A 13,901-nucleotide genomic window follows, 5' to 3' on the forward strand; every position below is an offset into this window, starting at 1 on the left:
GTTAGGTTCCCCCAATGCTGATCTGACGTGCAACTTCCCAGAACCGGGCACGTCCTTGCCTAGAATTTTTCTCATTTTCGTTTCGTAATCCATTTCTTATAAGCAGCGCCGCCGCTCATTACGAGGAATTTGTCGGACGCAACAGCGCCCTCCATAAAACAAGACACGCGAGTCCAAAGAATCTGTCGCGGGCCAACGCTCCTGGCAACTGATGCGGCGAGGTTTACCAGTGACCGTCGGCAACACCCAAGACCGTATCGCCGCCGATAGTCGAGGCAAGTCGCAGGTCGAATGATCCTGAGGCACCGTCATTCTCTGTGTAGATGGTGACGGCCGTTTCGGACTGGCTCTCAGTGGTCGGATCGCAGGTGACCCACGCACCAGTAGTGGTGCAGTTGTACCCGTTTGAGGCAGAAACGTAGCCTGTTCCAGGGGAAAGCTCCACCTCGATTCTTCCCAGCGACCACGAGACAGAGCCCTCAACAATCAAGTTCGTGGTGAAGCTCTCGAGTCGGCCCGTCGTATCTAGATTCAGGTCGACCGCAAGTTTGGCCCCGTGCGTATTTTCGCTGGTGAGATCAGCCCTTGTCGTCTGCCGATTGACAGCCCCAGCTTCCACCAGCGTCGGAACGAACAGCAACAGGGGCACGATCAAGACGAGCACGACGCCAGAGACGAGTACGCCTCGCGACGAGGCGATCGCCGCGACGCGCGAAACGACGCTATTGCTTGCAGAGCGAGTTTCGGGGCGCGCGGCCGCGTCGGGCCTCGCCAATTCTTCCGGGGGTGACGCATATGCCGCCGCACCCTGATTGAAAGACGGCAGAGCGACAAGAGGAATGATTCCAAACATCGACGCTGTAGCTGCGAAGCGGCGCCAGTTTCGTCGGCAGCGCTCACAATTTCTCGCATGAGCTATACCGCGCTCGTCTTTGTCATGCGCCTGCAGGTCAATGTGGATGCGTTTCGGGAGCTGTTCAGCGTTCTGTGCACACTCCTCACCACCATCCGTGAGGTAATCGACAAGCACAAATCTGCGTAGCGATTGTTTCGCTCGCATAAGCAGACTTGAGATTGCGGGCGCTTCCCGTCCGAGCGACCCTGTCAGCTCTCCGGGCTTGTGCCCCGAGACGACAACCCAGATGAGTATGTCGCGGTGGTCGCGAGGCAATGCTGCAAGCGCCCGCTGCACGGCGTTCCGCTCCCGCGTTAGTTCAGCCGCTTCGAGTCCGCTATCGAATTCAGCGAAGACCTCTTCGTTGACCGTGTCCAGTGGGAACTCGCGGGATCGTGGCGAACGTAGCCGATTCGAGTACGAATTCCGCATCATCACGGTAACGTACGCGCGCACGTTGTCGGTGGGACCAATGCCACGTTTCCAGAGATCAAGAAGTTTAGTAACCGCAGCTTGCACGAGGTCTTCGGCATCTTCATGCTGACCACCAACGCGGAAAGCGCGCGAATCGGTGCCAATGATTTGCCTGGCGGCGCCCATCCAATACGGGAGCCAGGCAACGATCAGCCGCTCACCGGCATCAGTGTCACCTTCGTTTGCGAGTACCACCAAACGTCGAAAATCATCCACCGCAGTTGTCTCCCCCAACATACGAACAGTATCTCCTCTAGGAAATACCCAAAAAACTGAATCTGGTTCGAGTTAACAAACCGGAAACGAGCGCCTATACATCATCAAAAGTGTTCGCCAGCACCCTGCATAGATCAACAAGAAGCCTTCGAAACACACTGTTTCTATAGGAATGCGCAGATCGAATTTCTCAGGTCAGCGATCCCTGTTCCGCTGAGCGCGGCCAGATCCACATTTCTAAGAAAATTTCTCAATTAGACTACCCCTATTTTTTCCCCACACTGACCAAGATAGATTTGGCAGTAGTTCCACTCACATCATTCTGCGCTACATCTCGCAGTTGATTACGTGTCTCGCTGCTTTGACGTACTCTGCGAGTCCAAGAAAGAAGTGCCTCGGCCAAATAGTAAGTAGCCCCGGCGAGCACAAGTAGTAGTTGTCATGGATGCGTAAGTACCGATTCCAGATCGATCTGCATTAGCCGTGGAACTTTTGATAACGGATGAGAATGGTGCCCCCAGCAGGGATCGAACCTGCGACCTGCGGATTAAAAGACGGTCGGGAGTGTTTAGCTGGCGTTAGCTGGGGTCAACCAAGGCTGACCGGCATAAGCCCATGTGCTGTGGCAATTCGGTCCATTTCGATTCAGATGAGAATCGACTTCAGTCAAGGTTGAAGAATCGTGGCGAAGCGCGGTCGAGGGGTTTTGGAGGGGATGCTTCAGCAAGCCAGTAAGACACGCCATAGCAGCAACCGAACGACAGACCCATTGCCGCGACGGAGCCAAAAACTGTGGCCTATTTATGCTTCTTGTTCACCTTGATCGGCGACGCTCTCGGGTCATAGGAGTTAACAATCCCTTCCATCTTCAACCGGTCAAGAAGTGCACGGTCTGCGGTGGTGTTTGAAATTTTTGGCCTGTCACGACCGACTGAGGTCAATTGCGAATAATCGCTGCCGAGTGCCTGCAGAATTTCAAACAGTTTGTCTCGTTCCAGTGACTTCAAAAGTGGCTCGAGCAGAACCAAAACGTATTGCGGTGGAACGCCCCCATGCGCAAGCCTGCAGACAATATCTTCCGATACTTGACGCTGGTTTTGCGCAGCAAATCGAGCGAGTTGAGTTAGGCCTGCGGTATCAGCTCCTGAGGTGAACTCATCAGCACATTTCAAAATTAAAAACTTAATCGATTTGCCGACCTCTTTGCTCAGGAATAAGGCAGCGAGATCGCTAAGTACGTGGGAAGGTACAACAAACTCCTCAAACCTTCGCGATTCACGAATGAAAGCCTCTCTCGTAGGCCAATCAGTTTTGGCGAGACGTTCATAGCTGGTTGCGTTGTCTGCAATAATTTGTCGCTTACGCAGGAGCGCGAACAGATTACCGGTCTCCGCAGGAACATCGAGGACGTCAAGGTAGTTTTCGAGTTCCAGACTCTGAGCAAGTCGCGAACGCATTTCGGCCGAGGGGAGCACCTCAGTCGCGTTCAAGATGGTCTTTGCGAGAGATTCTTTTTCCTCTTCACTGACTCCATCAAATCGAAATATCTGACAATCTTTGGATAGTAGGCATGCGAGGTTTGCGTCTAGAGAACCAACGACATCAATGTATCTCCTCACATTGTCGAAAGTAGCCAGGAACCGTTGATGTTTCGCAAGTATGACCCAAACACTTTCGGAAACGTCTTTGAGGACATCGACAACGCAATCGCCGTCGGCTTTAGCAATAATCTCCTCAATGTCCGCGTTGCTGTCCTCAGCAAGGATGTCTTCAAGCACATCAACAAAGTACTCCGCAGCATCGACCGTCGAATACTTATCACCAATGGCAAGGAGGTACCGCTCCAGGTTGTCGAGACAGTAGTCGTAGACCGCAGGGGCGACCTCGCCAAGCGAGTCCAACGAGAGGCTTTGTTCATCCCCAGCGGCGACACGGAGATTCTCAAGCGAAAACGGGTATAGATGCCGTTCGACAAACGCAGTTTGAACGACCTCAGCAAGCAACCCGAGTCTTGACGGTGCCGCCCCTGCTTTAGCAAAGAATTGCGCGACCCGCTCCGCTTGGGAGGCGCTTGTCTTTTCAGACGTCATGACGGAGAGCTCGGAGTAGTGCTTTTGTAAGTAATCCGACACTCCCTTACTTGCAAGGTTTCCCTTTTCCTGAGCGAGATTCATGAGGCCCGCATCAACAAGATCAAGTCGTTCATCATCACTGGCTTCAAGTTCATCAATCAGATAATTCATCAGCCCTCGCGAAATCGGTGCAAGGCGGGCGACCAGCAAAATACGGAAGCGCCCCGAACTTAGATAGGAGTGCAGGAAGCGTTTCTGGTCTTCTCCTAATGCAGCCAGCGAGCGAATCATGATGTTAGCGGCGGGCATATCCGATTCCATTATTCGGTCAAGAATCGCAGCGTTGTACAATGCAGGCTCCCGCAAAGACTCCCTCCCTCGTTCCCTAACCACCATGTCAACATCATCAGCTGACAGTTCGAACTGGACGTCCATTTGGTCCTGCTCTACATGATGAATGATGAAGTTTGTCGCAGCTGTGCTCACCCGATCACCATGAAAAGTGGAGGTGTAGAGCGTGAAGTTACGGTTGATGAACCCTGAACGCACAAGCTGAAATGCAAGACCATAGTCGAGCAAATCGCGACATATGGCTCCCAGAGAAAGCTCTTCGCCATGGTGGGCCACAAGAAATTCAGGCCGCTTCATCAACTTGCCCATATCCGCACTACGTAAGAACTTAATTGCTTCGGTTTTCTCAGAGATCTGTTCTTTCAGATTCTCCTTTGCCGACTCATCCCAAGCCGCAGCGTTTAGGGGATCTCCAAGTGCTTCGGCTAGGCTCTCTCGGGTGAATGTGAGTGAATGGTTATAGCCATCATTCGTCTTCCAAATCAGGGTTGCTTCGCTAGAGTTTGCCGATACAAACTCGCTCCAGAACCGAACGCCTTGCAAATCCTCTGGCGATTGCAAGGCGTTGGAAAAGGTGTATGTCACATCGTGTTCTTTAAACCTAGCTGCCTGCACCGTCCGATTCACGTGAGCAATGAGCTTGCGTCCGAGTGCTTGACTTCGGGAAGTTGCACCATTAACTCGGCCAAGCTCTTGTTGAAGTTCGCGACGTTCGCTTTCGATTCGCTTAATATTAGTGGCGACGAGTTCGCGCCCCAAGGCATATAACGTATTGAGCTTGCTCTTACCGATCCGAATCGCTTCAAAGTCGCTCAGATGAGTACTTTTATAAAGCATCATCGCAAAGAGGTCCGTCTCGTTGAGATCTAGTTGTTCCCCGTCACCGGAGAATATCCGGTCTCGGAAAACGATGAACTCGTTGCAGATGTTCTTAAGGAGCCTCATGTCAGGCACGTATTGTGCTGCGAGATCTAGCAATTCCGGCTTCACGTCATGCGGAACCGTACCTAGCAGCTGGGCAGCCAGGTTGCGCGCGCTTCGGTGAGTGATGAATGGCACGACCGGGATCACTAGGTCAAAAAATTTCGTACGATTCGCGCGGATCACCTCTGCCTGGGCAGGATCATCTGCCTCAATCATGTCTTGGTCGAGCGGTCTCCCCTGTTTCTCAAGACCAATTCTGTCGAAAATACTGTCCTTAATCGCATAGATGAAACGAATATTTCTCCTAATTTGCGGCGCACTATTCAGGAGTGTATTAAGCGAGCGGAGAGTTTCAAAGATGTGTGAGTTGTTGAATCGATCTATATCCTCAAATATGACGATGTCTTGCTTATTCGAGACCTCGAAAAAGTAGACGATCTCATCAAGGTATTGATCGAAATACGATACCGACTTGTCGTCAAGTGTGACTGTGGCGGAACCGGCAGTGAATTGTTTTACATGGATTCGCCCGTGGAAAAGTATCCGAAACACGAGCACCGTCGCCGTCGCCAAGAGCAAGACAATCAGGTGCACCCAAAGCCCCAGATCGATGAGTGGTTTGAAAACGATGGCAACTTGATTTGACCAATGGGTAAGCAAGAAAACCGTGGCGATAATCAGGCCAGCAAGTATCGAGAACGCCAATTCTCGAGTCCAGCTAAACCGTTCAATCCTCTCAAACCGAGACCCGGGAGTCTTCCCTGGAACCTTGCGGTAGAGAAGCTGCTTAACTATTTCCTGCTGTATCTGGTTCGTTGGCGTGGTTGCCTGCTTCGGCACTGAATCGTCGATGTCTGAAGCTTTGACAGGAGCCAACGTAGAGAGCGATAGCTCCACGATTCGCTCTTTTTTTCGCTTTACCAGTTCATTTAATATGCTGCTTTTGCCGACGCCGTAATTTCCCGATAACGCGATATTTAGGACGCGATCATTCTCAAGCGCTGCCTCTATAGCATTGACGTATCCGCGATGTTCATCAGGCAAGTACTCAGGAGTAAGTGGAACAAGCATCCACGCTTCTTGATTTGTCGCCTCGATGCTGCTTGTTTCTGTCACGGCGCGGGTGTCTCCTCTGCGCCATTCGGCGCGTTTTGTATGATCCTTGGTCCCTGCACCTACCATATCGCTGCACTTGACGCTTAAAAGGATCGAATGCAAGCGCACGAGCCGACTGAAACTTAGAGACCTTGGGCGGCATCACCGACTGCCAAGAGTCAACGCTCTCCAGAGGAACACCACGGAAATTATCCTCGCGTCCAGATGCCAGCTAAAACGTGCCGAGGTGAACAGGAGATTGGATGAATCCTTACGCCCCTTGCGAGCACTAAAGCAGGTCTCGGGCGCGTATTCCTAATGCTTCTGCGACCCGATGAATATTGTCGAGACTAATATTTCGTTCACCGCGCTCAACACCGCCTATATAGGTGCGGTCAAGTTCTGCGAGGTGAGCCAGAGCTTCTTGACTGAGCCCTCGATCCGTGCGCAGCAGCTTTACCCGGTTGCCGAATGCCCGCCGTTGGGCGTGCTGTACCGGTCCGACTGATGGCATGCTTCAAGACTTCACTCCTGATGACTATGAATCTACGGACTATAAGTAGCATTCAAGGTAAGGTAGTTCGAGTTTCATCGATTCAAGGAGCACCCATGAGCGATATAAAACCTGTAACCAACTTCTTCGGCGGGTACCCAAATTCGGCTAACGTGATTGCCGAGTGCATTGATCCGGTGGCAATGTGGCACCTTCTGCGCGAGAACCTCATGGTGCAGTTGTCGCAGCGTCCGTCTGAGGTTCTCACTGAACGCATCATTGCTCAAGACAGGTCTGGCCGGAAGCGAATTCAAAAACTCACTGCGCATGGCTGGACGATCCAGAGCGCCACACCTCGACGAATGCTGCGCGGAGATGTCTACATCTTTATGCGCCCACAGACGACGCGAGAAGAGCGCGAGTTTCTCGGATGGAACAAATAAAGGGCACCACATCGCCGGGGATAAACCCCGCCGCTATTGATGCCAATATGATTCATTCCCGTTCACTCTACCTGAAGGAAAAAATGCCCAACAAAGGACTCGCACTCTCATCAGTCATCGTCGGAAGCATCGCCTTCTTGATCGGCTGGATGCCTCTACTCGGACTCATGGTTGGCGCAGTCGCAGTAGTGCTTGGCATCGTGGCTCTCGTCAAGAAACAGCCGAAAGCGATGAGCATCATAGGAATTGCGCTGGGTGGCGTGGCTGCGATTGCTTCCATCTCATGGACAATCTTTGCAATTGCCACTACCGACTGGAACAGCATCACCACCGAAGCGTCAACCGAGAGCATCTCACCCAAATCAAGCCAAGTGCCCACACCTACGCCGACAAAAAGCCCCTCCCCAACCAAAACCCCCGAGCCGACCAAAACCGCTCCTCCGGCCAAGAAACCAACACCCACAAAAGAGCCAGGAGCGAAGCCCGTTCCAGCAAATTCAACTTCAGGCGGACTTACTGTTGGCATGGCTCAAATAGCCTGCGAGAATGCGGCGAAAGAGTCATTCCCATATGGGGTGAAGTTCCACTGGTATGTGGGCAAAATCGCGGAACGTCTGGAAAACGATGCGTGGTTCTTAAAGGTCGAGATCACCCCTAAAAACGAGCACGGTACGAAAGTCAACGGCATGGTGATGGAGTGTACGATCACCGGCTCCGAGAACGTTCCTGAGATTCTGGCGTTTGACGTTTACTAATTTGCGTCGTTTATGCGAACTGATTTTCCAGATTGCAAAGGTCACACTTGCACTCGCCTACCTCGGAGCGTAATCTATCAGCCAGAAGCTCACGCGGGAGTTCCCGCACGTCCTAGGACGAGCTTTATTTGCGGGCTGAGCCTGAAATGGAGACCGTTTTGCTGAGCGAAACGAGGAACCTGGAGTTTGGAAACGGCTGAGCCACCCCTGAGGGTACCAATACTTCTTAAATATAGGACTAGGCGAGTGAAACTCGAAATTGGTAAACGTGTGGGGCTGAGCTCTCCACGATTGCCTGAAGGCCGTTTGGGCTAAGCCCTTTTCATACGACCTCTCATTTTCAAGGCAGGCAAGACCTGCTACTCGATCAACTCGCCTAGCTTTGGCAACCCTTTTCTGACGCTTGCCCATTCTGGTCGTTTGATCGTGTTCATTAGGACATACCTAGTCGAAAGAGACGATCATGAATATCACTCTCAGCGAAAGTGTTTGGACGATAAAGACTGCGCCAGAGCACCCTTACGCTAAGCAATTCAGCATTTCAGAGCGACAATTCCGCCGCGCCGTTCAAAATGGCCGAATTGACTACGTGCGCCCCTGTGGGCTCGTAATCTACTTCACCCACAAAAACATCGTCGACTTCATCGAGAGTGGCGTAAACGCTCCACTCAAGCGAGGCGGTGCACGATGACCACCCCAAACACACGGAAGAAATCCGTATCTGCTGCGGCCATTCGCCATGCAAAACTCGGACACTACGTCGGCCCACTGAAACCGGCAACCAAAGTTCCCGGTTCACGCCTGGGCAAAGGATGGCACAACAAAACCTCAAATGATCCCAAGGTGGTGTCTCAGTGGTACACGGACCACCCAAAGGATGGCTTGTTTCTACACCTGGGTCAATCTGGCCTGATTGCATTCGATCTCGACGTTGAAGACCTTAACGAACTCCCCCAGCAAATTGCTGACGCACTCCGACTTGGCCTGTTCCAACGCTCTCGGGGCAAGGTTGATCGTGGCCACTACGTGTTTGCCACACCGGAAAGTTTCGGAAATAGTGCGGGGGGCTTTGCTGGCTGGGGTGATGTTCGCGGGAAGAATGGCGTGATCGTCCTTGCACCCACGATCCACCCCGTAACAGGGGAACCTTACGAGCTCGTACGTGGCAACTGGGACAATATTCCCGAGCTTCCTGCCGTGCTTCGAAGCCTCATACGTTCGGGTGGGCAACAGCAACAACCTGCGCTCACTGCATCAGAGTTCGAAAAGAAAGTCCTGTCTTTAACGAGCGGTACTCAGCACGGGCTACTTGAGAAGCACTGTCTGCGGTTTCGAGTCGATGTTGCTGATGGAGAATCGCGCCACCAAGCAATGCTGCGCTGCTCTCTCATCGTCATGCAAGAAACTCGAGAGGGACATTACCCAGCTGCAGACGCGATAGCACGACTCCGCCAGGAGTTCGAACAATCCTTTTCTAACCGCTCCCTTGGAAGGCGGTCAGCGCCAGCAAAAGGCGAATTTGAGGGTTTGTTGCGATGGGCGAGCGCGCAACCCACTCCGTCCGAGACCCTTGTCGAGCTTTTCGATTCAACCGATGAGCTTCGCATGATTCGACGGTATGCCGAGGAACACTCAGTAGCACCAGTTGGGTTACTCGCAGCAGGGCTCTTGCGCGCACTCATTTGCCTGCCTCCGCGCAAAGTATTGCCGCCGATTGTAGGGAAAGAAGGACCGGTGAATCTCTTCGTAGCGCTCGTTGGCCCCTCTGGGGCTGGAAAGGGAGCGACAGAGGATCTTGCTCAAGAAGTGTTTGAACTACCCGATTCGGTCTTGTCTGACCTTCACATCGGGCGTCCCGGTTCTAGCGAGGGCATAGCAAAAATGTACGGTCGCATGCAGAAGGCCCTCAAATCGAAACTGTGGAAACCCGTTTACAAGGTTTCCCGAGTGCTTGCGAGTTTGCCTGAGGTAGATACGCTCGCGGCACTTCTTGGCAGGGACGGCTCACATCTCTCGGCAACACTCCGAGAACTCTGGACCGGGAGTCGAATTGGCTACGACTATGCACATGTGGAGACGCAATTTACTGTCGGGGCAAAGAGATACCGGTTTTGTCTTTTGATCGGAGTACAACCAGAGCGGGCGGGAACGATCATTCAGGGTCAAGCTGGAGGGCTCCCGCAACGCTTCCTCTGGGCAGGTGTCACCGTTCCGCCGAGCAGCTATGTTCGTCCTTCTGGCGACCGCTCGGACCTCAACCCGATCCAGTTACCGGAAGTGCCTGGTGAAAGTGAGGATACCCTCGCGTGGCGGGACAAAATGCTCTCTGAAGCACAAACTGCGGAGCTTGAATGCCTTACGGTGCCCGAAGAAGCCAAAGCACAAATTCTTCGAGCAAGAGAACTCAACCTTCAAGGCTTGTCCGACGATAAAGAAGGCCATCGACTCTTCCTGCAATGCAAAATCGCAGTGGGGTTCGCGGTCATCCATGGTCGGGTCGACGGATTCAGCAGCGCGCATTGGGAGCAGGCGGGTCTGCTGCTCGAAGCGAGCGACACAACATATCGGTCGATCCTTCACGCAATCGCCGAGAAGCGGACGCGAGGACGGAACGATGAAGCGAGAGAAGCGGGCCGCTTACGCGGTATCAGATCCCATGCAGAGGAAGAAGCCATCTCGAAACAAGTGCGAGAACGCATCATCGACGTTCTTGGCGAAAAGGAAAGCACGTCGCAAACGACTCTCAAACGAAGACTGAGTAGACGGCAGCGAGAGTTTTTTGACGTCGCAATCGCCGCGTTGAAGGATGACAAGCTCATTGGCGTAAAGCGTCGTGCAATGCAAAACGGTGAGCGGAGCACGCACTACTTTCTCCGAAGCGCCCCTTAGAGCGGTGGCCCTGGGGCGGTTGGCATCCCGCCGTGTTAATTAGGGACGGTGAGGGAGGCTGGGGCGGTCGCGAGCCTGATTCAAGGATCAGCTCGTTCCCGGCCTAGCCTCCCCACCTCCCTGGCCTCCCCTAAAGAACTGTGGGAACTACCCACCGCCCTCCGGCGACCTCCGACGCATCGCCCTACTCGCGTAGGGGGTCGGTTCACTCCCCCTAGTAGTGAAATCTCTGGAGAAGAGGTTCGATTAGCTCTCAGGCGGAAGGCGTAGATGGACGTTTTCGCCTGAAACAAAGGACAAGACATGCATATGATCGGATACATTCGCGTCTCAACCGAGGAGCAAGAGCGCTCAGGCCTTGGCGTCGAAGCTCAACAAGAGGCCCTCGACGCAGAATGCGAACGACGCGGCTGGACGGCCGAATTCGTCGCGGACCTTGGACGCTCCGGCAAAGAAGTAAATCCGCAACTGCGTCACGCGCTCGACTTGCTTGCGAGCGGACAGGCAGACGGCCTAATGGTCTCAAAGCTCGACCGCCTCGCTCGTTCCGTGCGGCACGCTTCAGCAATCATCAACGATGCACAAGAACGAGGCTGGAATCTCGTCGTACTTGACAATGCGCTCGACCTCTCCACCCCAGGAGGTCGGGCCATGGCGAATATGCTTGCCACGTTCGCTGAACTGGAGCGGGATCTTATCTCCACTCGCACGAAAGAGGCTTTAGCGGCTCGCGCCCGCCGCGGGGATCTAAATGGGCGGCGTAGCGCTATACCAGCGGGACTGCTTCGCCGCATCGTCTTGTCTCGCGAGGCAGGTGCATCATTCTCTCGAATCGCACGAGAACTCACCGCCGAGGGCTTTCTCTCACCAACTGGTCTCGACATTTGGCAGGAATCCACCGTGCGCCGGGCATATGCAGCCACGACTCGAACGGAGGCATAAAAGAAATGGCACACGTAAGAGAGGTCCCACGCAAGGGCGGCAAACGCGCCTACGAGGTGAGATGGCGTGACCTTGCTGGCAAGAATAGCCAGCGCACATTCACGGTAAGACGAGAAGCTGAACGGTTCGCGGCAAGGATCGAAAACGAGCTAGCCGCTGGCGATGATTCCCATCATGCGTTGAAAAACAGGAAAACAATACAAGAAGCAATCGATGCTGTGCTTGCAGCCGACAGACACCGTCTGAAACCACGCACGTTAGATAGCTATCGAAAGATTTATGGCAAGCGCATCACCGAGAAGTTCGGCAACCGTCGTTTGAATACCCTGAAGCGCGGCGAGATACAACACTGGATAACGGAACTTGCGGGAGATGGTTTGGCGGCGGCTACCGTGAAACACCACTACCTCGCTTTGCGAAAGCTGTTCAAATGGGCGATTAGGGAGCGTCTTCTCACGCACGATCCTTGTGAACACATTTCACTCCCACGTCGCTCAACGTCTAACGAGTATCCGATACTTTCGGTGGCTGAGATTCAACGTCTTGCTGAAGTGCTTGAAGACACCCCGCCTTACGGCTTACTGGTGCGTTTTATGGCATATACGGGCCTGCGCCTAGCTGAGGTCGCGGGGCTGAGAGTTTCAGACGTAGAACTTGGCAATAGACGTCTTTTCGTGAGGCAAACGGCACAGCGGATCACGGGGAGGGGTTGGGTCCTCGGAGCCCCAAAGTCAAAACGGTCAACGCGGGAAGTTCCACTATTGGACAGCAGACTGATCGCCGACCTGAAGACTCATCTTTTGACACACCCGGACCCTGGTCGATCCGGCGCACTCTTCTGGCCTGGCCGCTCTCCCGGCTCCAGAGAACTTGACTATGACCGCATGTTTGATGGGGCGAGTTTTCGCCGCAATCGTTTTAGTACCGCGCTAATACAGGCGAAACTGCCAAAGATGCGCCTCCACGATCTGCGCCACACCGCTGCGAGTCTCTGGCTGGCAGCAGGATTCCAACCATACGAGGTCAGCCGCTGGCTCGGACATGCGAGCGTTACCACGACTGACACGATTTACGGGCATCTCTACCCAACAAACTATCGCGATCATATGGAGAAATTCGAACGATACATGGCACGAGAAACTGACTAAAACAATAGTCCATTCTCCGAGCCATAAGTTAGCAACGAACCGTCAATGTCAGCGGCCACGGGTAACATTTTGCTTTGAGAGTGCGACACAAGGTTGTTCTCTGAAATTAGGAGCATATAGATGGCTGATTTTCTGTCCGACCTTACTGTCGGAAGCTTATCTGCATTCATTGGCGGGGGCGCAGTAGTTCTTGCGCCCACGCTTCTAAAATTTCTACGAACCCAAAAGGAGCTTGGTAAAGACAAACGAAAGACTGCAAATGCGCGATCAGGTAAAGGCGGGGTAGCAGTTGCTATCCAAGATTCCCCCAACAGTGACCTGGACATCCATGTGGATAACAGCCGTCAAATCACGATCAAGAACATCACCCATTCAAACTCGCAGGTAGGCGCGAATACATCGAAATCCTCTGGTGACGACCCCTGGCTGATTGGAATCGCTGGCCTAGTTGCAGTGGGGGCGTTCGCAGTTTACTTCGACTACGTATTCTGGTTCACGCTTGGCGCGGTTCTTGGGCTTTTGGTTGCCGGTTCACTGGCTGTGATCCGGGCACATTCCTTGCGCTTGTGGACCCGTAAAGATTTCCTGATTGCAATTGAAGTCTCAATTGCGCTTACGGCCACGATATGGACCTGGATCAGCATCTTCACCGCTTCACACCGGGGCGTAACGCTGGATGAACTACGGACTCGCGCTGCAGAGATGCCCTCTGAGTTTCCTACCGCTTCGGGGCTTGCCGGCTGGGCTTCCGAATTCTTCAGCCCAGTGATCTCATTTGTAAAGATCGCGTTCGATGAGGATCAATTATTCTTCGCTCTGACGCTCACTGGGGCTTGCGTACTATCGTCAACGCTGCTTGTCCTGGCATGGGTGAGACTCATCGATTGGTACACTTTCATGGGCTTTCGTTACGGCAAGGGAAGCGAAAGGGCCGCAAAGAAAGCTTGGCGTTATTCTCAGCCTAAGGGCGCAAACCTGATTTACTTCATCATTGTTGGCACTTTCGTCATACTTTTGGCAAGTGGTACAGCTCTACATTTCGTCGAAAATTCACTCGCCCAATCCACAGCATTGACCTATTAGGCAATCGTCTGCACCACTGGGGTCGAGGTGCCGTTAGTTTCCCGTGGTCGTTGAGTCGTCTGAGACTAGGCGTGAGTTGCGACGATCATGGGAATCTGCCCCGAGCCAGTCGGAATGCCCA

At 53.4% G+C, this 13,901-nt stretch carries 9 protein-coding genes; 6 read left to right on the top strand and 3 right to left on the bottom strand.

All coding sequences use genetic code 11. The features are described from left to right. Positions 1–223 precede the first annotated feature (223 nt). From G7068_RS06660 to G7068_RS06670, 3 genes are all read right to left on the bottom strand, one after another. Positions 224–1,585 (bottom strand): RNA polymerase sigma factor, encoded by a 1,362-nt coding sequence (locus tag G7068_RS06660; RefSeq protein ID WP_166290460.1) that lies wholly within the window; start codon positions 1,583–1,585, stop codon positions 224–226. Positions 1,586–2,382: 797 nt separating this feature from the next. Continuing rightward, on the bottom strand, positions 2,383–6,048 hold the full coding sequence (locus G7068_RS06665; RefSeq protein WP_244304745.1) for a YobI family P-loop NTPase: 3,666 nt from the start codon (positions 6,046–6,048) through the stop codon (positions 2,383–2,385). Positions 6,049–6,316: 268 nt separating this feature from the next. Further along, positions 6,317–6,541 carry a helix-turn-helix domain-containing protein gene (locus G7068_RS06670; RefSeq protein WP_166290462.1) on the bottom strand — a complete coding sequence of 75 codons (225 nt, stop codon included), beginning with the start codon at positions 6,539–6,541 and terminating at the stop codon, positions 6,317–6,319. Positions 6,542–6,636: 95 nt separating this feature from the next. Here G7068_RS06670 and G7068_RS06675 point away from each other — a divergent pair, with 95 nt between their 5' ends. From G7068_RS06675 to G7068_RS06700, 6 genes are all read left to right on the top strand, one after another. Then, entirely contained in the window at positions 6,637–6,963 is a 327-nt protein-coding gene (locus G7068_RS06675) for a hypothetical protein (RefSeq protein ID WP_166290464.1), read from the top strand. Continuing rightward, entirely contained in the window at positions 6,951–7,718 is a 768-nt protein-coding gene (locus tag G7068_RS06680) for a DUF4190 domain-containing protein (RefSeq protein WP_166290466.1), read from the top strand. Before G7068_RS06675 ends, G7068_RS06680 begins: the two co-directional genes overlap by 13 nt. A gap of 687 nt (positions 7,719–8,405) precedes the next feature. Further along, positions 8,406–10,607 carry a bifunctional DNA primase/polymerase gene (locus G7068_RS06685; protein WP_166290468.1) on the top strand — a complete coding sequence of 734 codons (2,202 nt, stop codon included), beginning with the start codon at positions 8,406–8,408 and terminating at the stop codon, positions 10,605–10,607. A 303-nt stretch (positions 10,608–10,910) separates the two neighbouring features. Then, on the top strand, positions 10,911–11,549 hold the full coding sequence (locus G7068_RS06690; RefSeq protein WP_205881365.1) for a recombinase family protein: 639 nt from the start codon (positions 10,911–10,913) through the stop codon (positions 11,547–11,549). Positions 11,550–11,554: 5 nt separating this feature from the next. Further along, positions 11,555–12,697 (top strand): tyrosine-type recombinase/integrase, encoded by a 1,143-nt coding sequence (locus tag G7068_RS06695; RefSeq protein ID WP_166290470.1) that lies wholly within the window; start codon positions 11,555–11,557, stop codon positions 12,695–12,697. 120 nt (positions 12,698–12,817) lie between these two features. Continuing rightward, entirely contained in the window at positions 12,818–13,780 is a 963-nt protein-coding gene (locus G7068_RS06700; RefSeq protein ID WP_166290472.1) for a hypothetical protein, read from the top strand. Positions 13,781–13,901: the final 121 nt, after the last annotated feature.

It is taken from the genome of Leucobacter viscericola, from assembly GCF_011299575.1.
Classification (GTDB): Bacteria; Actinomycetota; Actinomycetes; order Actinomycetales; family Microbacteriaceae; genus Leucobacter; species Leucobacter viscericola.